The sequence below is a fragment of the Mesorhizobium sp. M7A.F.Ca.MR.148.00.0.0 genome, assembly GCF_003997735.1.
GTDB lineage: Bacteria > Pseudomonadota > Alphaproteobacteria > Rhizobiales > Rhizobiaceae > Mesorhizobium.
The window spans coordinates 14,201-35,229 of the sequence record NZ_RZTB01000061.1 but is presented as its reverse complement, the minus strand read 5'-3'; the positions used below and the strand labels follow the sequence as shown (position 1 = coordinate 35,229).

The 21,029-nt window shown below is 63.2% G+C and carries 19 protein-coding genes; 12 read left to right on the top strand and 7 right to left on the bottom strand.

The genetic code is table 11. The annotated features are described in order from the left end of the window. Positions 1–101: 101 nt before the first annotated feature. From EOB49_RS21050 to EOB49_RS21025, 6 genes are all read right to left on the bottom strand, one after another. A complete protein-coding gene (locus tag EOB49_RS21050) occupies positions 102–1,121 on the bottom strand; it encodes a zinc-binding alcohol dehydrogenase family protein (RefSeq protein WP_127382144.1) in 1,020 nt (339 codons plus the stop codon). A 66-nt stretch (positions 1,122–1,187) separates the two neighbouring features. After that, entirely contained in the window at positions 1,188–2,153 is a 966-nt protein-coding gene (locus tag EOB49_RS21045) for an ABC transporter permease (protein WP_023812479.1), read from the bottom strand. Further along, on the bottom strand, positions 2,150–3,703 hold the full coding sequence (locus EOB49_RS21040; RefSeq protein WP_127382143.1) for a sugar ABC transporter ATP-binding protein: 1,554 nt from the start codon (positions 3,701–3,703) through the stop codon (positions 2,150–2,152). Before EOB49_RS21040 ends, EOB49_RS21045 begins: the two co-directional genes overlap by 4 nt. Positions 3,704–3,858: 155 nt before the next feature. Further along, the gene (locus EOB49_RS21035) at positions 3,859–4,851 is read right to left on the bottom strand and encodes an ABC transporter substrate-binding protein (protein WP_127272465.1); all 993 of its coding nucleotides are present in this window, start codon (positions 4,849–4,851) and stop codon (positions 3,859–3,861) included. A 300-nt stretch (positions 4,852–5,151) separates the two neighbouring features. After that, positions 5,152–6,150, bottom strand: coding sequence for an aldo/keto reductase (locus EOB49_RS21030; RefSeq protein WP_127272466.1), 999 nt, complete (start codon positions 6,148–6,150; stop codon positions 5,152–5,154). Between the two features lie 60 nt (positions 6,151–6,210). Next, on the bottom strand, positions 6,211–7,716 hold the full coding sequence (locus EOB49_RS21025; RefSeq protein WP_127382142.1) for an altronate dehydratase family protein: 1,506 nt from the start codon (positions 7,714–7,716) through the stop codon (positions 6,211–6,213). A gap of 226 nt (positions 7,717–7,942) precedes the next feature. Between EOB49_RS21025 and EOB49_RS21020 the strand changes: the two genes are divergently transcribed. The 6 genes from EOB49_RS21020 to gndA all read left to right on the top strand — a co-directional run bounded on the left by EOB49_RS21020 (position 7,943) and on the right by gndA (position 13,854). Next, positions 7,943–8,845 (top strand): GntR family transcriptional regulator, encoded by a 903-nt coding sequence (locus tag EOB49_RS21020; protein WP_127382141.1) that lies wholly within the window; start codon positions 7,943–7,945, stop codon positions 8,843–8,845. A gap of 197 nt (positions 8,846–9,042) precedes the next feature. Next, positions 9,043–9,399 carry a hypothetical protein gene (locus tag EOB49_RS21015; RefSeq protein ID WP_127382140.1) on the top strand — a complete coding sequence of 119 codons (357 nt, stop codon included), beginning with the start codon at positions 9,043–9,045 and terminating at the stop codon, positions 9,397–9,399. Positions 9,400–9,496: 97 nt separating this feature from the next. After that, entirely contained in the window at positions 9,497–10,036 is a 540-nt protein-coding gene (locus EOB49_RS21010) for a copper chaperone PCu(A)C (RefSeq protein ID WP_127382139.1), read from the top strand. A gap of 41 nt (positions 10,037–10,077) precedes the next feature. Then, complete coding sequence (locus EOB49_RS21005; protein ID WP_127382138.1) at positions 10,078–10,596, top strand: YcnI family protein; 519 nt, start codon at positions 10,078–10,080, stop codon at positions 10,594–10,596. 53 nt (positions 10,597–10,649) lie between these two features. Next, positions 10,650–12,287 (top strand): copper resistance CopC/CopD family protein, encoded by a 1,638-nt coding sequence (locus EOB49_RS21000; protein WP_127382137.1) that lies wholly within the window; start codon positions 10,650–10,652, stop codon positions 12,285–12,287. 139 nt (positions 12,288–12,426) lie between these two features. Further along, positions 12,427–13,854, top strand: a complete 1,428-nt coding sequence (gene gndA / locus EOB49_RS20995; protein ID WP_127382136.1) for an NADP-dependent phosphogluconate dehydrogenase — start codon at positions 12,427–12,429, stop codon at positions 13,852–13,854. A gap of 9 nt (positions 13,855–13,863) precedes the next feature. On the opposite strand, the gene EOB49_RS20990 is transcribed toward gndA, so the two are convergent. Next, positions 13,864–14,919, bottom strand: a complete 1,056-nt coding sequence (locus EOB49_RS20990; RefSeq protein WP_127382135.1) for a LacI family DNA-binding transcriptional regulator — start codon at positions 14,917–14,919, stop codon at positions 13,864–13,866. 401 nt (positions 14,920–15,320) lie between these two features. On the opposite strand from EOB49_RS20990, the gene EOB49_RS20985 reads away from it, so the two are divergent. From EOB49_RS20985 to EOB49_RS20960, 6 genes are all read left to right on the top strand, one after another. Continuing rightward, positions 15,321–16,559 (top strand): ABC transporter substrate-binding protein, encoded by a 1,239-nt coding sequence (locus EOB49_RS20985; protein WP_127382134.1) that lies wholly within the window; start codon positions 15,321–15,323, stop codon positions 16,557–16,559. Between the two features lie 81 nt (positions 16,560–16,640). Then, positions 16,641–17,528 carry a sugar ABC transporter permease gene (locus tag EOB49_RS20980; RefSeq protein ID WP_127322195.1) on the top strand — a complete coding sequence of 296 codons (888 nt, stop codon included), beginning with the start codon at positions 16,641–16,643 and terminating at the stop codon, positions 17,526–17,528. Beyond that, complete coding sequence (locus tag EOB49_RS20975) at positions 17,525–18,463, top strand: carbohydrate ABC transporter permease (RefSeq protein WP_127382133.1); 939 nt, start codon at positions 17,525–17,527, stop codon at positions 18,461–18,463. The genes EOB49_RS20980 and EOB49_RS20975 overlap by 4 nt, the downstream gene beginning before the upstream one ends. Before the next feature lie 5 nt (positions 18,464–18,468). Then, a complete protein-coding gene (gene ugpC / locus EOB49_RS20970; protein ID WP_127382132.1) occupies positions 18,469–19,566 on the top strand; it encodes a sn-glycerol-3-phosphate ABC transporter ATP-binding protein UgpC in 1,098 nt (365 codons plus the stop codon). Between the two features lie 45 nt (positions 19,567–19,611). Beyond that, on the top strand, positions 19,612–20,358 hold the full coding sequence (locus EOB49_RS20965) for a sugar phosphate isomerase/epimerase (protein ID WP_127382131.1): 747 nt from the start codon (positions 19,612–19,614) through the stop codon (positions 20,356–20,358). An 11-nt stretch (positions 20,359–20,369) separates the two neighbouring features. Further along, a partial coding sequence (locus tag EOB49_RS20960) for a Gfo/Idh/MocA family oxidoreductase (RefSeq protein ID WP_164781755.1) occupies positions 20,370–21,029 on the top strand: 660 nt, incomplete at its 3' end.

Below are 21,029 nucleotides of genomic sequence, written 5' to 3'. Positions count from 1 at the left end.
CCCCGTCGATCGGGGGAGAGGTGGCTCGGCGAAGCCGAGACGGAGTGGGGGTCGACCTGCGCGGGCGTCGTCAATTCGGGCCGGGTCCGCCGTCTGCCATGTTATGCCCCGACCTCGATCACAGCCTTGATCAGGCCGGATTTCTCATGTGCCCAACGAGCCAGATCGCGCGGCGTGCCGGCGAGTGTGGTGCGATGGGTGACGAGCTTGGCCAGGGGAACGGCGCCGTTGCGGATCGAGGCGGCGACGTGATCGAAGTCGGCGCGCAAGGCGTTGCGGCTGCCGATCAGCGTCATCTCGCGCTTGTGGAATTCCGGATCGGAAAAGCTGATGTCGTCCTTGACAACAGAGACCAGCACCAAGGTGCCGCCATGCGCGACATGGGCAAAGGCCGACTGCACCGACTGGGTGTTGCCGGTGGCATCGAAGACCACATCGAAGCCTTCGCCTGATGTTGCTTCCTTGACCAGATCAGGCACCGCGCCGCGCGAGCCGTCGAGGGTCTGGAAACCAAGCTCATTTGCGGCGAAGGCGAGCCTTTCACTGCTCATGTCGAGCAGCGTCACGTCGAGTTCGGCGATGCGGGCGAAGATGGCGGTGCCGAGCCCGATCGGGCCGGCGCCGATGACCAGCGTGCGGGCGCCGGGGTCGGCGCGGGCGCGCCGCACGGCATGCGCTCCGATGGCCAGGAACTCGACTGCGGCGGCGTCAGCCAGCGACAGGCCGTTGGCCGGATAGAGATTTTGCGCCGGCACCAGGATCCGTTCGCACATGGCGCCGTCGCGATGCACGCCCAGCACCTCGATCCTGACGCAGCAATTGGGCTTGCCGTGCCGGCAGGCGATGCACTTGCCGCAGGAAAGATAGGGGTTGATCACCACGGGCTCACCAACGGCAAGATCGACGCCGTCGCCGGTCTCGACGATCGTTCCCGACACCTCATGGCCCATGATGCGGGGATAGGCGAGGAACGGGTGCTTGCCCTCGAAAATGTGGTAGTCGGTGCCGCAGATGCCGACATGGCTGACCGCCACCAGCGCCCAGCCGGGAGGCGGTGCCTCTGGTGCGGGCCGGTCTTCAAGGACAAGATCGCCGGGCGAACGGCAGAGGACGGCTTTCATGCGCTAATCCAGTCATGAAATCGCCGGCCCGTTGGTGTGGCGGGCCGGCGGTTGATTGCGGGATCGCTACTTGCCGCGGCGGCGCAGGCCGTCGAAGTAGACGATGATGATGATCAGCGCGCCGGTGATGATGCGCTGCCAGAACGAATTGACGTTTAGCAGGTTGGCGCCGTTGTTGATGGTGGCCAGGATGAAGGCGCCGAGCAGCGGCCCATGCACCGAGCCGACGGCGCCGAACAGCGAGGTGCCGCCGATGACGGAAGACGCGATCGCCTGCAGCTCCCAGCCCTCGGCCTGCGTCGGGTTGCCGATGCCGATGCGGGCGGCCAGCAGCACGCCGACAAAGGCGGCGCACAGGCCCGACAGCGTGTAGGCCATGTAGATGGTGCGCTGGACATTGACGCCGGACAGGCGCGAAGCCTCGGCGTTGGAGCCGACCGAAAACAGGTATCGGCCCCAGCGGCTGTGGTGCAGGAAGATATAGGCCGGAATGCCGACCAGGATCACCATCCAGAACAGGTTGGGGATGCCGATGAAGGAATTGCGCGAGAAGGCGGTGAAGGTGTCGCTGTTGATGTTGATCGAATTGCCGTTGGTCATCAAAAGGCCGATGCCGCGCAGCGAGGTCAGCGTTGCCAGCGTGATGATGAAGGGCGGCAGGCCCATCTTGACGATGCCGAAGCCGTGGAACATGCCGATGGCGACGCCGACCAGCAGCGTCACCAGAATGGCGAGCCAGATGGGGAAGCCGGCATTGATCATCATGGCCACGACCACCGTGGCGAAACCGACCACGGCGCCGACCGACAGGTCGATGCCGCCGGTGATGATGACGAAAGTCTGGCCGACCGCCATGATGGCGATCATCGAGCCCTGGCGCAAGAGATTGGCCATGTTGTTGGCGGAGGCGAAGCTCGTCGTCGCCACGGAGAGAAGAATCCAGAGCAGAACCAGCAGCGCCAAAAGCGTCAGCCCAAACAGGACGTTGTAGTTGCGCTTCGGTTTTTCGACGGCGATCGCCTCGGTGCTCATATCTGTCCTCCCAGCTTTTCTTGTTTCTCGGCGAGCGCCTGAGTGAGAATATCCTCGTGGCTGGCGGCGTGAAAACCGTGCGTCGCCACCAGTTTGCCGCGCCGGAACACATGCAGCGTGTCGGCGAGTTCATAGACTTCCGGCAGATAGGACGAGATCAGGATGATGCCGGCGCCCTTTGACAAAAGTGCGCCGAACAGGCGGTAGATCTCGGCCTTGGTGCCGACATCGACGCCGACCGTCGGTTCGTCGAAGATGAACAGCTTGGCGCCGTGCGCCAGCCATTTGCCGATGACGATCTTTTGCTGGTTGCCGCCCGACAGGCTGGATGCCAGCGCGCCGCGCGTCGGTGTCTTGATGCGCAGATCGGCGATCTGGCGATCGGCTTGCGTCTTCTCCTGCGTGCTCGAAATCAGCAGATTGTTCGAGATACGCTTGTAGATCGGCAGGTTGAGGTTGAAGCCGACCGGCAGGTTGAGGCAGAGGCCCTGGTCGCGACGGCTTTCCGGCGCCAGCGCCATGCCGAGCTTGATCGCGTCATGCTCGGAATTGACCTGCACCTCCTTGCCTTCCCAGAGGATCTGGCCGGCGGATTTGCGGTGGCGGCCGTAAAGCGTGGTGACGAACTCGCTGCGTCCGGCGCCGATCAGGCCATAGAGTCCGACGATCTCGCCAGCGCGGACCGTCATCGAGACGTTTTCGAAGCCCTTGCCGGACAGGTTCCTCGCCTCGATGAGGGCGGCGCCCGGCGTGAAATGCTCCTTGTGGTAGACCTGCTCGATCGAGCGGTTGATCATCATCTTGACCAGTTCGGCATCGTTGGTCTCGGCGATGTTGCGGGTGCCGACCAGCGTGCCGTCGCGCAGCACGGAAACACGGTCGGCGAGCTCGAACACTTCCTCCATGCGGTGGCTGATGTAGATGATCGTCACGCCTTCGCCCTTCAGCCGGCGGATCAGGGTGAAAAGCTGGTCGGCCTCCTTGCGGGTGAGGTAGGCGGTCGGCTCGTCGAAGATCAGGAATTTGGTGCCGCGCACGGTGGCGCGGGCGGCGGCTATCAACTGCTGCTGGCCGATGGTCAGGTCGCCAAGCGTGACATGCGCCGGCAGGTCGAAGCCGAGGTCGTCGATGATCGTCTGCGCCTGCCTGACCATGGCGCGCTGCTGCAGGATGCCGAAACGCGAATTCTCCTCGCCGAGGAACATGTTGGCGGCGACCGTCAGGTGACGGCACAGCACGACTTCCTGGTGCACGGCATTGATGCCGAGCGCCATCGCCTCGTGCGGCGTCGCCAGGGCGGCCGGCTGGCCCTCCCAGGCGATCTCTCCGGAGGTGCGCGGCATGACGCCGGTCAGAAGCTTGATGAGCGTGGATTTGCCGGCGCCGTTCTCGCCGACGATGGCGTGGATCTCACCGGACTTGAAGGCGAGGTCGACCGGCTTCAGCGCGTGGGTGCCGGGATAGCGCTTCTCCAGCCCGCGCAATTCGAGGATGGTCCGCCCCGGTTCCAGCACAGGGGCCGGATGCAGTTCCTGCGCCGTCGATGTCATGACAATCCTCCCAGATTGGCCTCACGATTGGCACGCGGCGAGACAAGGATATGTCTCGAAAACAGCCTAGCCTACGCTTATGGATTGCCAAGCCGTTTGTGCGGCAGCTTGTCTCCGGGGCGAGGTGCCCCGGAGACCATTGCGGATGCGACGGCTCAGAGCTTCGGATTGAGCAGCGCGTCGATCTTGGGGTCTTTCATGTTGTCCTTGGTCACCAGATTGGCGCCGGTGTCGACATTGGCTTCGACCTTCTCGCCCTTGGAAGCGGCGAGTGCGGTCTTGATGCCGTCATAGCCCATCCGGTACGGATCCTGGACGACGAGGGCGGAAATGACGCCGTCGTTGAGGAACTTGATCAGCTTCTCGTCGCTGTCGAAACCGACCAGCGCCAGCTTGCCGCCAAGGCTGTTTTCCGCGACAGCCTGACCGACGCCCTGCGCCATGATCAGGTTGGAAGCGAAGATGCCCTTGAGGTTCGGGTTGGCGGTGATCAGGTCGGTGGCGATGTTGAGGCCGGTGGTGGCCTGGCCGTCGGCATATTTATCGGCGACCAGCTTGAGGCCCGGATATTTGGCGGCCAGCTGTTCGGTGAAGCCCTGCTTGCGCTGTTCGAGCGAGCCGGCGCCCGGCGCGTTGGTGATCAGGGCGACGTCGCCCTCGATCTTGCCGCCGTTGGCGGCGCCGATGGCGGCTGCGAGGCCGTCGGCAGCGACGCGGCCGCCCTGGACGTTGTCGGTGGTCAGGAACGAGGTGAAGGCCTTGGAGTCGGCGCCGGAGTCGATGCCGATGACCTTGACCTTGGCAGCGGCTTCATCGATCGGCTTGCCAAGCGCCTTGAACTCGGTCGGCGCAATGACGATGGCCGCCGGGTTGCTGGCAACGGCGTTCTCGAGGATCGAGACCTGGCCGTTGACGTCGGTTTCAGCCTGGGCACCGAGTTCCGGCACGTTGACGCCGAGATCCTTGCCGGCCTTGCGGGCGCCGGCCAGAACGATCTGCCAGTAGAACGACGTGGTGTCCTTGACGATGATCGGAATGGTGACGTCCGCCGCCGAAACCGGCGCCGAATGCATGACGCCGGCGAGCATCGAAGCTGCTGCCAGCGCCATGACGGCGCGGCGGTTGAGAATGCTGGTCACGAATTTCATGAGGTTTCCTCCCTAAGTCGCCCGGTGAACGATACGGAAGCTCCGTCCGGATAGGCGTGGTCCAAAACAGAACTTTATCAATAAAAAACAATTGCCATGTTTTGATAATGCATCGAACAGATCGATGCAAGCGCTGTTTGATCAGTCCTTGCGAGGCCTGGCAGAGGCAAATCCACCGCGCTGCTCCCCATTGGCGCCGTCAGGCTTCCGTTCCGTTCCGGAAACGTATGGAATATTAATTCCATCATATCGTCAATATAGAATGTCCATTCCTTCGTGTGACCGCAAGAATATGGAGTTTCACACCAGCTCCTGCACCAGCGTGTGGGGACGATATCTGGCGTATTCCGTCTCCGGCACGTCGATGTCGAGCAGTTGGAGGTTGCGCGTCAGGTTCGCCAGCTTGGCGGTGCCGGTCAGCACGGTGGCGACGGCAGGTTCATGCAAGGGGAATTGGAACGCTGCGGCGGCGAGCGGATAGCCACCCTCGGCGGCGATCCTTTCCATTGCGCCGACGCGGTCGAGCACGTCATGGCTGGCAGGGCGGTAGTCGAAATGTGCGCCTTGCACCGGCCCGGTCGCCAGGATACCGGAGTTGAACACGCCGCCAATGACCAAGGAGGTCTGCCGCGCCCGGCATAGGGGCAGCAACTCCGCTTCGGCGCTGCGGTCGAGCAAGGAATAGCGGCTGGCGAGCAGGATGCAGTCGAGCGGCGCCTCGCGCATCACGTCCAGACAGATCTGCACTTCGTTGACGCCAAGCCCATAGGCGGAAATGACGCCGGACCGTTTCAGCTCTTCAAGTGCCTTGAGGCCGCCGTCCATCAGGTCGCGAAAGTGCAGCTTGGTCTTCTCGACACCATGGGTGTAGGCGCCGATGTCGTGGACAAACAGGATGTCTATCCTGTTTAGGCCAAGCCGCGCATAGCTGAACTCGACCGACCGCATGATGCCGTCATAGGAATAGTCGTAGTCGAGCGCGAAGGGCAGCGGATCGACATAGGAGTGATCGGGAACCTGATCGTCCGGCACCGGGCGGAACAGCCGGCCGACCTTGGTCGACAGCACATAGGAATCGCGCGGCTTGTAGCGCAGGAAGTCGCCGAAGCGGCGCTCCGACAGGCCGAAACCGTAGAAGGGTGCGGTGTCGAAATAGCGCAGGCCGGCATCCCAGGCGCCCTGCAGCGTCTCCATCGCCGCTTCGCGCGAACAGGCGCGGTAAAGGCCGCCAAGTGCGGCGCCGCCGAAGCTGACCTCGGTGACTTCCAGCGCTGTCTGGCCGATGCGGCGTCTTTCCATGCACAACCTCCCCGTTGCCCGCCGCTGACCGGCGCGCAGTCTACTTTATATCAGTAAAATCTAAAGTGTTGCGCCCAGATGCCAGGGCACGAACTCGTTGTCGCCGTAGCCGAAGTCCTCGCTCTTGGTCTTGCGGCCGGAAGCCGTCTCGACGATCAGTTCGAAGATCTCGCGACCCATGCCGGCGATGGTCTTTTCACCCGAGGCGATGACGCCGCAATTGACGTCCATGTCCTCTTCCATCTGGTGGTACATGGTGGAGTTGGTGGCGACCTTGATCGACGGCGTCGGGCGGCAGCCGAAGCATGAGCCGCGGCCGGTGGTGAAGACGATGACGTTGGCGCCGCCCGCCACCTGGCCGGTCGCCGAAACCGGGTCGTAGCCGGGCGTGTCCATGAACACGAGGCCGCTGCCAGTGACTTTTTCGGCGTAGCCGAAGACGCCGTTGAGGGGCGTCTGACCGCCCTTGGCGACCGCGCCGAGCGACTTCTCCAGGATGGTGGTGAGACCGCCGCGCTTGTTGCCGGGCGAGGGGTTGTTGTCGATCGAGGCGCCATGCTTAGCGACGTGGTCCTCCCACCATTTCACGAAACCGTCGAGCTTCTGCGCGATCTCCGGCGTTGCCGCGCGATAGGCAAGCAGATGTTCGGCGCCGTAGATCTCCGTCGTCTCGGAGAGGATGCCGATGCCGCCGACGCCAGCCAGGATATCGACAGCCGCGCCCAGCGCCGGATTGGCCGTGATGCCCGACATGCCGTCCGAGCCGCCGCATTGCAGGCCGACGACGATCTCGCTGACCGGGATCGGCTCACGCTTCAGCTGGCCGACTTCCTCGGCGATCTCGGCCAGCACGCCCATCGCCTTTTCCACCGATTTGCGCGATCCGCCGGCGTCCTGGATGTTGAAATGGCGTTTGCCGGCAGCGACGCCCTTCTGGCCGTATAGGGTGAGTTGGTTGACTTCGCAGCCGAGGCCGACCATCAGCACGCCGCCGAAATTCGGGTGGCGGGCGTAGCCGGCGAGTGTACGGTGCAGCACCATCATGCCGTCGCCGGTGCCGCTCATACCGCAGCCCTGGCCGTGCACGATCGGCACGAAACCGTCGATGCCGGGATATTTAGGCAAAAGCGTGCGGTTGGCGGTGTCGGCGATGGAATGGCAGACGGTGGCCGAGCAATTGACGCTGGCGACGATGCCGATGAAGTTGCGCGTGCCGGCGCGGCCATCGGCGCGGCGATAGCCCATGAAGGTGCGGGCGCGGTCGGCCTCCGTCGCGTGCTCGGCCTCGCTCGGCGGCACGACCGGCAAGCGACCGGATTCGAAAACCAGATTGTGCGAATGCACGTGCTCGCCCGCCGCAATATCCTGCGTGGCGCGACCGATCGCTTGGGCGTATTTCACCACGGCCTCGCCGGTGGCGATCGGCTTGATCGCCACCTTGTGGCCGGGCTCGATCAGCGCACTGGCGACGGCACCGCCCGGCAACGCGGTGCCGATCTCGATGCGGCCGTTGGCGACGGCGACATTGTCGGCAGGGGACAGGAGAATGCAGTTGGAGGCGTTCACGGGCGGTTTCCTGGGTGATCCTGGGTTGCGCAGACGGATTGACACGCGTCTGTTTAGAGATAATGTCTTTTATCGTGAAAAAACAGTTTTGCGTCAATTGTTTTTTCGTGGGGAGTTCCGCATGCCTGGGTTGTTCCGGGAAGCAATTTCGCTTCTCAGGGCCATGGGAACGTCATATTGCGCTTCAAACCGGCCGCCGCAAGCGACGGCGTGCAACGGGTCAGGGATGTCGAAGAGCAACAACGTCTACAAGGATGCCTATAACCGCTGCCTGCGGCTGCTCGACGAAACGCGCAGCCTGCCTTCTGAGCCGGAACTGGGTACCTTGCTTGGCGTCAGCCGTACCACGGTGCGCACCATTCTCGCGCGCATGGAAGAGACTGGGCTGATCGCCTGGAACAAGCGCGCCAAGACGGTGCTGCGCGAACCGCGTCCCGATGATTTCTTCCCCGAGGAGGAGACCGACACGCTGGCCGAGATCATCGAACGGTCGTTCATGCGTCGGCTGCTCGCCGGCGGCGCCGAAGCCGGCATGCAGATCAACGAACTCGAACTGGCGCGTGAGATCGGCGTCGGCACCACCAGCGTGCGCGAGTTCCTGATCCGCTTCTCCCGCTTCGGCCTGATCGAGAAGCGTCGCAACAGTCACTGGGTGCTGAAGGGCTTTACCCGCGCCTTCGCGCTGGAGCTGACCGAAATCCGCGAAATGTTCGAATTGCGCTCGGCGGCTGCCTTTGCCGCTTTACCGCAGGACAGCGCGGTCTGGACCGATCTCGACCGCCTGGAAGATGAGCATCGCCAGTTGGCAAACGACATCGCCACCCGCTTCACCGAGTTCTCCGAACTCGACGAGCGCTTCCACCGGCTCATCCACCGGGCGTCGCATAACCGCTTCATCGTCGATTTCTACGATGTCATCGCCATGATCTTCCACTACCACTACCAGTGGAACAAGGCGCAGGAACGCGAACGCAACGAAGTCGCGATCGGCGAGCATCTAGTCTATATCGAGGCGCTGAAATCGCGCGACCTCGGCAAGGTCGACGCCGCTTGCCGCAAGCACCTGAAGTCGGCGCGCCAGACATTGCTGACCTCGATCCCGGAGAGCCGGTCGCTGCAAAAACACTGAGCCGCATCGCGGCTCGGAGTCTTGTTTCATGCATGTCGTCGTCCCAAAACCACTATACACTTTTGGGCGACATGCATTGACCCTGCCGCGTTGGCGCCGCGGCGATTTGGCGATTTTCCACCCGCCAGCCCCGTGCTAGGAATGTCGCATTGCTGCGAAGAGGCAGGGCTTTGAGCGTATCGAGGAGACGGTGGAGCATGCCGGTCGCGCTGGTCGCGGCCTATCTGCTGTTGCTCCAGTCGACGCTCGGAGCATTCGCCTTCGGCACCGGTCCCAATGCTTCGCAGCTCGACGCCTTTGGCAACGTCATCTGCACCCATGAGGGCGCAGCCCAGCTTCCCGGCGGCAACCAGCAGCCGTCCCATCTTCCGGCATGCTGCGTGCTCGGCTGCAGCATGGTTTCGGCGGCCTTTGCGTCGCCGCCCGGTGCTGGCCTGGCGCTGGGCAGCCTTTCCTTCAAAACGGTCGCCTTTGTTTTTCCGGCGGCCATCCATCTCGACTTTGCGCGTGAGCGCTCGCCGTCGAACCCGCGTGCGCCGCCGCTGACGGCCTGAGCCTGTTTGCCCGGCGGAACCTTGCGTGGGCGTACCCATCCAAAGATCAAACTGCTCGCGACCGGCAACGGCGCGACCTTCACTTCATGGAGCAACCATGTCCTATCTTTTCCCTGACGCCGCGCGTCCTGCGCCAGGCGGCATTCTACGCGGCATCAAAGAGCGTGTCGGCATTGCCGTGCTGGCTCTTGCGCTGCTGTTCACAGGCGCCCAGTCCGTCCTCGCGCATGAGTTCAAACTTGGCGATCTCGAGATCGGCCACCCCTGGTCGCGCGCCACACCTGCCGGTGCCAAAGTGGCCGGGGGTTATTTCACCGTCACCAACAATGGCAGTGCACCGGACCGGCTGGTGTCGATTTCGTCCGATGTTTCTGAAAAGGCCGAGCTGCATGAGATGGGCGTCAAGGACGGCGTCATGACCATGCGGCCGGTTGCCGGCGGCCTGGAAATTCCGGCCGGCGGCAAGGTCGCGCTTGCGCCTGGCGGCTATCATTTGATGTTCATCGGCCTGAAGCGGCAACCCAAACAGGGCGAAAAGTTCTCCGCCGTCCTGACCTTCGAAAAGGCCGGCGCCGTCAGCGTCGATTTCGCTGTCGAAGGCATGGGCGGTGGCGCCATGGACGATCACGCCAATTGATCCGGCCGGTTCGACAAATTTTGAAAATCCGAGGGACCATCATGAACAAATATCTTTTGTCGGCCGGCGCACTTCTCGCGCTCGGAACCAGCGCCGCCTTCGCGCATATCACGTTCGAAACCCAGGAGGCGGCGGTCGGCTCGACCTACAAGGCCGTTTTGCGGGTGCCGCATGGCTGCGAAGGCAAGGCGACGACCGCCGTGCGCGTGCAGATTCCGGAAGGGGTGATCGCGGTGAAGCCGATGCCGAAGCCTGGCTGGACGCTACAGACCAAGAAGGGCAAGTACGACAAATCCTACCAACTCTACGGTCAGGCGGTGACCGACGGGGTCAAGGAGGTCGACTGGAACGCCGGCAGCCTGCCCGATGAATTCTACGACGAGTTCGTCTTCCGCGCGACGTTGACGGCGGATCTCCCGGCGGGCCAAAAACTATACTTCCCGGTGGTGCAGGAATGCGACGGCGCCGCCGATCGCTGGATCGAGATCCCGGCGGCAGGGCAGGATGAAGACGCGCTGGAAAGCCCGGCACCCGGCATCAAGCTGCTGCCGAAGAAATGATCTCCCAGGCGGCGCGCCCTTTCGAGCGCGCCGCTCCTTTTCGTGGCGGTGACATGGGCACGACCTCCTTCCTGCAAACGGCTTCCATGACCGGCCAACGCGCCGGCCGGCTTGCCGCCGGCCTGTTGGCCGTGATCGTGTTTCTTGCCAGCCTTGCCGTGTCGGATCAGGCCTTTGCCCATGCCGCGCTGATCAAGACCGACCCGGCCGACGGCGCGGTGCTGGCACAGGGGCCGGCGCAGTTCTCGCTGACCTTCAGCGAGCCGGTCTCGCCTCTGGTGCTGACGCTGGTGAAGCCCGACGACAAGCCAGTTCCGCTAACGTCATTCCGGCTCAGCGACCAGACCGTCGAGATCGACAATCCGCAGCCACTCAAGTCCGGCACGCATGTCTTGAGCTGGCGCGTCATCTCCGCAGACGGTCATCCCGTCGGCGGATCGCTGCTGTTTTCCATCGGCGCGCCCAGCGAGCCGCCCGCCGTATCCGAAGCCGTCGACTGGCCGTTGCGGTCGGCTATCTGGACGGGCAAAATCTTTCTCTACGTCGGCCTTTTCCTCGGCGTTGGCGGCGCCTTCGCGCTTGCCTGGTTGGCCGGAAGTGGCCGTGCCGGGCAGCGCTTCGTTGCAGCTGCAATCCTGAGCGGGCTGGTCGCGTCGTGCCTGTCGCTCGGCTTGCAAGGTCTGGACGCATTGGGGGCGCCGCTCTCCCATCTGGCACAATCGGTCGTCTGGCGGACCGGGCTCGACACCAGTTTCGGCTGGACAGTGCTGGTCGCGCTGATCGCGCTGGGCCTTGGCCTGCTGTCGCTGGCCGGTCCCCGCGCCACCGCCAAACCATTGGCGCTGGCCGGCCTGGCCGGGGTGGGGGTTGCCCTTGCCGCCAGCGGCCATGCCAGTGCCGCCGAACCGCAATGGCTGACGCGGCCGATGGTGTTCCTGCACGGCGTCGGCATCGCGTTGTGGGCCGGCGCATTGGTCCCACTCGGGCTGGCGGTGAAGAGGCAATCGGCGGGGGCCACGCCATTCCTGCGGCGGTTTTCTTGGGCGATCCTGCCCGTGGTGGCCGTGCTTGCCGCTGCCGGCATCGTGCTTGCCGTCATCCAGGTGCAAACACCCGCGGCATTGGTCGACACCGCCTATGGAAGGCTGCTGCTTATCAAGCTGGGGCTGCTGGTCTTTCTGTTCACGCTCGCTGCCGTCAATCGCTGGAAACTTACGGCATCGGCCGAGGCGGGATCGACGGAAGTTCAACGCAGGCTGGTCCGCTCGATCGGCGTCGAGACACTTATCGTGTTGGCTATTTTCGGCGTTGCCGCGGGCTGGCGTTTCACACCGCCGCCACGAGCGCTCGCGATTGCGGCAGCGCAACCGGTGTCGGTCCATATCCACGCGCTGCAAGCGATGGCCGATCTCAGCATCACTCCCGGCCATGCCGGCCCGGTCGTTGCCTCGATGGTCATCATGAGCGGCGATTTCGGCCCGCTCGACGCCAAGGAGGTGACGCTTGTGCTGTCGAAGCCCGATTCCGGCATCGAGCCGCTGAAGCGCGCTGCGAGCAAGCCCGGCGACGGCAGCTGGCGCGTCGACAACCTCGTCATCCCGGTGCCCGGCCGGTGGACAGTGCGCATCGACATACTGGTCTCGGATTTTCAGATGGTGAAGATCGAGGCGCCCGTCGATATCAGGCCGTAAGGCCGGACCGACACGAGCTTGGCTAGGCATCCGTGCAACACAATTCGGCGAGGCGGTTGACGTGGCCCAAAAGGCCCGTCAATCATCCCGGCAAAATCGCGGGCTTCAACCAACAAGATCCGAAAGCAGGGAAGAAACGATGGAAAAAGCCGAAATCGGCCTGATCGGCCTTGGCACGATGGGCTCCAACCTGGCGCTCAACATCGCCGAGCACGGGCATCGCATCGCCGTCTTCAACCGCACCAGGGCGCGCACCGACGCTTTCATCGAGAATGCCGGCGCGCTCAGGGACATGGTCGTGCCTTGCTACAGCCTGGAAGAGCTTGCCGCCGCGATCCGGCCGCCGCGTCCTATCATCATCATGGTGCTGGCCGGCAAGCCGGTCGACGAACAGATCGCGGCTCTGCGCGGCGTGCTGTCGGCCAACGACATCGTCATCGACGCCGGTAACGCCAATTTCCGCGACACGATGCGGCGCTTCTCGGAGCTTTCCGGCTCGGACCTCACCTTCATCGGCATGGGCGTGTCCGGCGGCGAGGAGGGCGCGCGCCACGGGCCGTCGATCATGGTCGGCGGCACGGAGGACTCGTGGAAGCGCGTCGAGAAGGTGCTGACCGCCATCTCCGCCAAGTTCAAGGACGAACCCTGCGCGGCGTGGCTCGGCACCGACGGCGCCGGACATTTCGTCAAGACCATCCACAACGGCATCGAATATGCCGACATGCAGATGATCGCGGAAATCTACGGCATCCTGCGCGACGGCCTGGGCATGGGCCCGAAAGAGATCGGCACGGTGTTTGCCAACTGGAACAAGGGCCGGCTCAACTCCTATCTGATCGAGATCACCGCCAAGGTGCTGGCGGCTGACGATCCGAAGACCGGCAAGCCGGTGGTCGACATCATCCTTGATCGCGCCGGGCAGAAGGGCACCGGCAAATGGTCGGTCATCGAGGCGCAGCAGCTCGGCATTCCGGCCACCGCGATCGAGGCGGCGGTGGCGGCACGCGTTCTGTCGTCGATCAAGGACGAGCGGCTGGCGGCGGAAAAGGCCTATGGCAACGCCGGCGTGACGAAAATTTCCGGTGACAAGGACGAATTGCTGCATGATCTCGAACTGGCGCTGTTCGCCGGCAAGATCGCCGCCTACGCCCAAGGATTCGCGGTGATGAGCGGCGCTTCCAAGGAATTCAACTGGAACCTGCCGATGCCGACCATCGCCAGGATCTGGCGCGCCGGCTGCATCATCCGCTCGCAGATGCTCGACACCATGGCGGAAGCCTTCAGCAAGGGCGGCGCCTCGACCAACCTCCTGATGGCCCCGGCCTTCATCGCGCTGATGCAGGAAGCGCATCCGTCGCTGCGCCGCATCGTGGCGAGGGCTTCGGAGGCCGGTTCGCCGGTGCCGGCGCTGTCTTCCGCACTTGCCTATTTCGACAGCTACCGCCAGGGCCGCGGTACCTCGAACCTGATCCAGGCGCAGCGCGACTTTTTCGGCGCGCACGGCTTCGAGCGCATCGACGACAAGGGCGCTTTCCACGGGCCGTGGGGAAGCGGTGCGGCTGGCTAACCCAAGGGCCTAAACGGAAACCGGCGGGCTGAACGCCTGAACCTCGCTGGTGGCGACCAGGCGCTGCAACGAGCCGGGTGCGGCGCCGCCGATCCAGCCGAGCACGGAGCGGGCGAGATCGGAGCCGGCCAGGCGGAAGTTCTCGTTGACGACGAGCAATTCCGGCCGGAACAGATGCAACAGGTCCGACGACTGCTTGGACACGACATCGACTTCGCGGCCAAGCTTGAGGCCGGCATCCTCGATGCCGGCGACGATCGCCAGTGTCGCGGCGGCAGCGCTGCTGACGAAGCCGTCCGGCCTGTTTTCGCGGCGCATCACCTGCGCGGTCCTGGTCCTGATCTGCTCGATCGTGTGATCGACGGAAACGGTGTTGAACGGAATTTCGCTGGCTCCGACCTCGCTCAGCGCATCGGCAAAGCCGTTCAGCGTGTGGCCATAATAGGTCAGCCCGGGCGGCGGCGACAGAAGCGCCAGCTTGTGCCTGCCCATACTCGCCAGGCGGCGCACGGCTTCCATCGCGAAAACATGGTTGTCGAAGTCATGGTAGGGATGGACGAGGCCCATGTCGGTGCGGCCATGCGTGGCAAAGGGCATGCCGTGCTCGAGCATGTAGCGGGCGCGCGGATCGTTCGGTTGGGTGCGCGAAATGATGACGCCGTCGGCCGAGCCGGTCTCGACGAGATAGCGGATCGGCTCCATCGGATCCTGCGAGCGGGAATAGGGCGTGACGATCAGGTGATAGGGCGTTTCGGCGAGCACTTCCGAAACGCCGTAGATGATGTCCGAGACAAAGCTCATGATCTCGCGGTCGGTGTTGAGCACGAGGCTGATGACATTGGTCCTGCCGGTGCGCAGACGCACGCCGGCGCGGTTCGGCCGGTAGCCGATTTGCTTGGCGACGAGCTGGACGCGGCGCCTGGTTTCGGCGCCGATTTCCGGGGCATCCTTCAAGGCGCGTGACACGGTGGTGACGCCGAGCCCGGTCATGAAGGCAAGCGTCTTCAACGTCGGCCGTCCCTGTGCCGAGGTCTCCCCGTTCTTGTCCGTACGCTGTCTGTCCATTCGTCCCGCCCGTCAGGCGCATAGCAGCCGCGAGCCATGTCGGCAATCGCCGTCATGGCGATACGCTATGCGTTCCAGCCCCGGAAAGTCTCAATATACTGAAACGTTACAGATTGCCATATCGAGTTACATGTCCCTCGCCCACGAGGTGGATGGTTCTTTTGCGAAACGCTTGGGATTCCAGGAGAAATCGCCTCTGCCGCCGCCTTTTGCCCGTATCAGGCGGCATTTCGGTGTTTGCGCCGCAGCAAACATGCTGCAGTGCATGAGAAGCGCGATCATTCATGCGAATTTGTTCGCGGTCCGAAAAAATATCGGGGGCGCTTCGTTGATGGGTTGCACAGCTCACGCAATTGCCGTATCGAAAATCTGTAACGTTTCAGATTCTGGGAGGAGCCGAAATGCGATACAAACTTTTGACCGCTGCGCTGGCAGCGACGGCCGCGTTGCAGTTTGCCGGCCAGGCGGCCGCGACGGACCTGGAAGTCACCCATTGGTGGACGTCGGGCGGCGAGGCGGCGGCGGTTGCGGAACTTGCCAAGGCATTCGATGCGACCGGCAACCACTGGGTGGACGGCGCCATTGCCGGCTCCGGCGGCACGGCGCGGCCAATCATGATCAGCCGCATCACCGGTGGCGATCCGATGGGCGCCACGCAATTCAACCATGGCCGGCAGGCGGAAGAACTGGTGCAGGCCGGCCTGATGCGCGACCTCACCGACGTCGCCACCAAGGGCAAGTGGACTGATGTCGTCCGGCCGAAGAGCCTGCTCGACGGCTGCACCATCGACGGCAAGATCTATTGCGTGCCCGTCAACATCCATTCCTGGCAGTGGTTGTGGCTGTCCAACGAGGCCTTCGAGAAGGCCGGCGTGCCGTTGCCGAAGGACTGGAATGAATTCGTGGCGGCAGCGCCGGCGCTGGAAAAGGCCGGCATCATCCCGCTCGCCGTCGGCGGACAGGCCTGGCAATCCTCCGGTGCCTTCGACGTCCTGCTTGCGGCTGTGGGCGGTACGGACACGTTCCTCAAGGTCTACAAGGACAAGGATGCCAAGTTCGCCGCCGGGCCCGAAGTCGCCAAGGTCTTCAAGGCCGCGGACGATGCCCGCAAGATGGCGAAGAACACCAATGTGCAGGACTGGAACCAGGCGACCAACCTGGTCATCACCGGCAAGGCCGCTGGCCAGATCATGGGGGACTGGGCACAGGGCGAGTTTCAAGTTGCCGGCAAGACCGCCGGCAAGGATTACACCTGCCTGCCAGGCCTTGGGCTGAACGAGGTGATAGCCACGGGCGGTGACGCCTTCTACTTCCCGCTGCTCAAGGATGCCGACAAGAGCAAGGCGCAGGAGGTGCTGGCCGAGACGCTGCTCGATCCCAAGACGCAGGTTGCCTTCAATCTGAAGAAGGGATCCCTGCCGGTGCGCGGCGACGTCGATCTCAATGCGGCCAACGACTGCATGAAGAAGGGCCTCGCCATTCTTGCCAAGGGTGCCGTCATGCCGTGGACGGACCAACTGCTTTCGCAGGACACCCAGAAGCAGAAGGAAGACCTTTTCGCCGAATTCTTCGCCAAGCCGGAACTGACCGTCGAAGACGCGCAGAAGCGCTTCGCCGACCTCATCGCTTCGGCGGACTGACGCTGGAGGCAACCCGCCTCGCTCCCGGCCTTGCGAATGCGGGGCCGGGAATGCACCGCCCTTACCCAGCCGGCTGACGAGATGAGCAAGAGCGCACGCCCCAACCTTCTGTTCCGCAACCTCAATGCGAAGGTCGCCTCGATCCCGATGATCCTCACCGCCATGGTGGTTTTCGTCGGCGGCACCGTTTGGACGGTGCTTTATTCCTTCACCAATTCGAAGCTCCTGCCGCGGCTGAATTTCGTCGGACTAGACCAGTATTACCGGCTGTGGGCGGCGCCGCGCTGGCTGATCTCGATCGAGAACCTGTTGATCTACGGCGCGATCTCGCTGGTGTTCTCGCTGGTCATCGGTTTTCTGCTTGCCGCGCTGCTCGATCAGAAGATCCGCTTCGAGGACACGTTCCGCACCATCTTCCTCTATCCTTTCGCGCTCTCCTTCATCGTCACGGGCCTGGTCTGGCAGTGGTTGCTCAATCCGGATTTCGGCATCCAGCATGTCGTTCGGGACTTAGGCTGGACGAGCTTCAGCTTCGACCCGCTCTATAATTCCAGCATCGTCATCTACGGCATATCGATCGCTGCGCTGTGGCAAGGCACCGGGCTCATCATGTGCCTGATGCTGGCCGGCCTGCGCGGTATCGACGAAGACATCTGGAAGGCGGCGCGCGTGGATGGGATCCCGATGTGGAAGACCTATCTGTTCATCGTCATCCCGATGATGCGGCCGGTCTTCATCACCACGCTCGTCATCATCGCTTCCGGCATCGTCAAGGTCTATGACCTCGTCGTGGCCCAGACCAGCGGCGGCCCGGGCATCGCCTCCGAAGTGCCGGCCAAATACGTCTACGACTATATGTTCTTCGCCCAGAACCTCGGCCAGGGTTTTGCCGCCTCGACCATGATGCTGCTCTCGGTGGTGATCGTCATCGTGCCTTGGGCCTATCTCGAGTTCGGGCGGCGCAAATGAGCATTGCAGACATCACCGCTCAAGCAAGCGTTGCCGCCGGCGCGCGCCAGGACATCGCCGGGCCCTACGGTCCAAAGCCGCGCCGCGTGATTTCGCGCCGCAACGTCTTTCTCTACGGCACATTGTTCGTCATGGCGGTCTACTACCTCTTGCCGCTCTATGTCATGGTCGTCACCTCGCTCAAGGGCATGCCGGAGATCCGGCTCGGCAACATCTTCTCACCGCCGCTCGAGATCACCTTCGAGCCGTGGGTCAAGGCGTGGTCGACGGCCTGCACCGGCCTTAACTGCGACGGGCTCTCGCGCGGTTTCTGGAATTCGGTGCGGATCACCGTGCCGTCGGTGCTGCTGTCGATCGCCATCGCCTCGGTGAATGGTTATGCACTGGCCAATTGGCGCTTCAAGGGCGCCGATACGTTCTTCATCATCCTGATCGTCGGCGCCTTCATTCCCTACCAGGTGATGATCTATCCGATCGTCATCATCCTGCGCGAGATCGGCCTCTATGGCAGCCTCAGCGGACTGGTGATCGTCCATTCCATTTTCGGCATGCCGATCCTGACGCTGCTGTTCCGCAATTATTTCGCCTCGATGCCGGAAGAGCTGTTCCGGGCGGCACGCGTCGACGGCGCCGGCTTCTGGGGCATCTTCCTGCGCATCATGCTGCCGATGTCGCTGCCGATCTTCGTCGTCGCCATCATCCTGCAGGTGACCGGCATCTGGAACGACTTCCTGTTCGGCGTCGTCTACACCCGCCCCGACACCTATCCGATGACGGTGCAGCTCAACAACATCGTCAATTCGGTGCAAGGCGTGAAGGAGTACAACGTCAACATGGCCGCAACCATCCTGACCGGGCTTGTGCCCCTCATCGTCTACTTCATTTCCGGCAAGCTTTTCGTACGCGGCATCGCCGCCGGCGCGGTGAAGGGGTGACGGCGATGACGGCAGCCAATGATACCAGCGTTTCGATCCAGGACCTGTCATTGAATTTCGGCGCGGTAACCGTCCTGGAGACGCTCAATCTTGATGTCGCCGATGGCGAGTTCATCGTGCTGCTCGGGCCGTCCGGCTGCGGCAAGTCGACCTTGCTCAACTGCATTGCCGGCCTGCTCGATGTCTCCGAAGGCCGCATCTTCATCAAGGGCAAGAACGTCACCTGGGAAGAGCCCAAGGACCGCGGCATCGGCATGGTGTTCCAGTCCTATGCGCTCTACCCGCAAATGACGGTGGAGAAGAACCTGTCCTTCGGGCTGCGTGTCGCCGGCACGCCAAAGGAAGAGATCGCCAAGCGGATCGCGCGGGCGGCTGAAATCCTGCAGATCGAACCGCTGCTGCAGCGTAAGCCGGCCGCCCTTTCCGGCGGCCAGCGCCAGCGCGTCGCCATCGGACGGGCGCTGGTGCGCGATGTCGACGTGTTTCTGTTCGACGAGCCGCTGTCCAATCTCGATGCCAAGCTGCGCGCCGAACTGCGCGTCGAGATCAAGCTGCTGCATCGCAAGCTGCAGAACACCATGATCTACGTCACCCACGACCAGATCGAGGCGATGACGCTGGCCGACCGCATCGCGGTGATGAAGGGCGGCGTCATCCAGCAGCTCGATGCGCCGCAGACCATCTATAACAGGCCGGTCAACCGTTTCGTCGCCGGCTTCCTCGGCTCGCCCGCAATGAACTTCGTCGATGGCCGCCTGGAAGACGCCGACGGCGGCTGGCGGTTCGCGGCCGAGGATATCAAGATCCCGCTCGGCACTTACGACTTTGCCAAGCCTCCGGCTCCCGGCCCCGTCACATTCGGTATCAGGCCCGAGCATGTCAGTCTGAACAGTGGCACCGGCTGGCCGTTCTCGACAGCCGCCAATGTCGAGGTGGTCGAACCCATGGGCTCCGACACGCTGGTCTGGCTGAAGCTTGCCCAGCAGAATTTCAGCGTCCGAGTGACCTCGGAACGCACGCCCAAGAATGACGAGGCGGTGACGCTTGGCTTCGATCCGATGCGCGCTTCGCTTTTCGACACCGCAACCGGCACACGCATCTAGCTTCCGAGAACCAACCTTCCAATCCCAAGCGAACGGACAGAGACGATGAATTGGTCATTCCAACTTTACAGCGCCCGCAATTTCCAACCCTGGGACGGTGTGCTCGCCATGCTCGGCAAGCTCGGCTACGCCCAGGTCGAAGGTTTTGGCGGCGTCTATGATGATCCCGGGGCACTCCGTGCCGAGCTCGACAAGAACGGGCTTGCCATGCCGACTGGGCATTTCTCGATCGACGCGCTCGAGAACGATTTCGACGGCGTGCGCAGAACCGCCGACGCACTTGGTATCACGCTGCTCATCTGTCCCTTCCTGATGCCCGATCAGCGGCCATCCGACGTGGCCGGCTGGCGCGGCTTCGGCGAACGCCTGGCCAAGGTCGGCGACGCCGCGAAAAAGGCCGGCTACGGCTTTGCCTGGCACAATCATGATTTCGAGTTCAAGAAACTTGCCGACGGATCGGTGCCGCAGGACCACATCCTGTCATCCGCGCCCGATGTCAGCTGGGAGATGGACGTTGCCTGGGTGGTGCGCGGCGGCGATGATCCGTTGCCGTGGATCGAAAAACACGGCAAGCGCATCAGCGCCGTCCACGTCAAGGACATGGCCAAGCCCGGCGAGGGGCTGGATGAGGATGGCTGGTCGGATGTCGGCCATGGCACCATCGACTGGGCCGGCCTGATCAAGGTGTTGCGTGCCAAGAGTGCTGCCCAATACTACGTCATGGAACAGGACAACCCCAACGACATCGAGCGTTTCGCCCGCCGCTCCATCGCAGCCGCCAAAACCTATTAGGAGCAATCAGCATGGCAAAGAAACTTGGCATCGGCGTCATCGGCTGCGGCAACATCTCGAAAGCGTATTTCTCACTGGCGCCGCTGTTTCGCGGCATTGAGATGCGTGCCTGCGCCGACATCAACATGGAGGCGGCCAAAGCGCGGGCGAAGGAGTTCAAGCTGCGCGCCGACACCGTAGAAGACCTGCTCAAGGCCGACGACATCGACATCATCGTCAACCTGACCATCCCGGCGGTGCATTACGAGGTGTCGAAGCAGATCCTCGACGCCGGCAAGCACGTCTATTCGGAAAAACCGTTCGTGCTGTCGGTCAAGGAAGGGCTCGACCTTAAGAAGCGGGCGGAGAAAAAGGGCCTGCGGATCGGCTCGGCGCCAGACACTTTCCTCGGCGGCGCGCACCAACTGGTGCGCAACCTGATCGACACTGGCAAGCTTGGCAAGGTCACGAGCGGTACCTGCCATGTCATGGGCCACGGCATGGAGCATTGGCATCCCAATCCGGATTTCTTCTTCCAGCCGGGCGCCGGTCCCGTGCTCGACATCGGACCGTATTACATCACCAATCTGATCCAGCTGATCGGACCGGTGAAGCAGGTCGCGGCCTTCGCGACGATGCCGGCCAAGGAGCGGACGATCAGTTCAAAGCCGCGCGCGGGTGAAAAGATACCG

Excerpts from the sequence above, each read along its gene's own strand:
- EOB49_RS21050 (WP_127382144.1), bottom strand. The coding sequence starts at position 1,121 with ATGAAAGCCGTCCTCTGCCGTTCGCCCGGCGATCTTGTCCTTGAAGAC.
- EOB49_RS21045 (WP_023812479.1), bottom strand. The coding sequence starts at position 2,153 with ATGAGCACCGAGGCGATCGCCGTCGAAAAACCGAAGCGCAACTACAAC.
- EOB49_RS21040 (WP_127382143.1), bottom strand. The coding sequence starts at position 3,703 with ATGACATCGACGGCGCAGGAACTGCATCCGGCCCCTGTGCTGGAACCG.
- EOB49_RS21035 (WP_127272465.1), bottom strand. The coding sequence starts at position 4,851 with ATGAAATTCGTGACCAGCATTCTCAACCGCCGCGCCGTCATGGCGCTG.
- EOB49_RS21030 (WP_127272466.1), bottom strand. The coding sequence starts at position 6,150 with ATGGAAAGACGCCGCATCGGCCAGACAGCGCTGGAAGTCACCGAGGTC.
- EOB49_RS21020 (WP_127382141.1), top strand. The coding sequence starts at position 7,943 with ATGTCGAAGAGCAACAACGTCTACAAGGATGCCTATAACCGCTGCCTG.
- EOB49_RS21015 (WP_127382140.1), top strand. The coding sequence starts at position 9,043 with ATGCCGGTCGCGCTGGTCGCGGCCTATCTGCTGTTGCTCCAGTCGACG.
- EOB49_RS21010 (WP_127382139.1), top strand. The coding sequence starts at position 9,497 with ATGTCCTATCTTTTCCCTGACGCCGCGCGTCCTGCGCCAGGCGGCATT.
- EOB49_RS21005 (WP_127382138.1), top strand. The coding sequence starts at position 10,078 with ATGAACAAATATCTTTTGTCGGCCGGCGCACTTCTCGCGCTCGGAACC.
- EOB49_RS21000 (WP_127382137.1), top strand. The coding sequence starts at position 10,650 with ATGGGCACGACCTCCTTCCTGCAAACGGCTTCCATGACCGGCCAACGC.
- gndA (WP_127382136.1), top strand. The coding sequence starts at position 12,427 with ATGGAAAAAGCCGAAATCGGCCTGATCGGCCTTGGCACGATGGGCTCC.
- EOB49_RS20990 (WP_127382135.1), bottom strand. The coding sequence starts at position 14,919 with ATGGACAGACAGCGTACGGACAAGAACGGGGAGACCTCGGCACAGGGA.
- EOB49_RS20985 (WP_127382134.1), top strand. The coding sequence starts at position 15,321 with ATGCGATACAAACTTTTGACCGCTGCGCTGGCAGCGACGGCCGCGTTG.
- EOB49_RS20980 (WP_127322195.1), top strand. The coding sequence starts at position 16,641 with ATGAGCAAGAGCGCACGCCCCAACCTTCTGTTCCGCAACCTCAATGCG.
- EOB49_RS20975 (WP_127382133.1), top strand. The coding sequence starts at position 17,525 with ATGAGCATTGCAGACATCACCGCTCAAGCAAGCGTTGCCGCCGGCGCG.
- ugpC (WP_127382132.1), top strand. The coding sequence starts at position 18,469 with ATGACGGCAGCCAATGATACCAGCGTTTCGATCCAGGACCTGTCATTG.
- EOB49_RS20965 (WP_127382131.1), top strand. The coding sequence starts at position 19,612 with ATGAATTGGTCATTCCAACTTTACAGCGCCCGCAATTTCCAACCCTGG.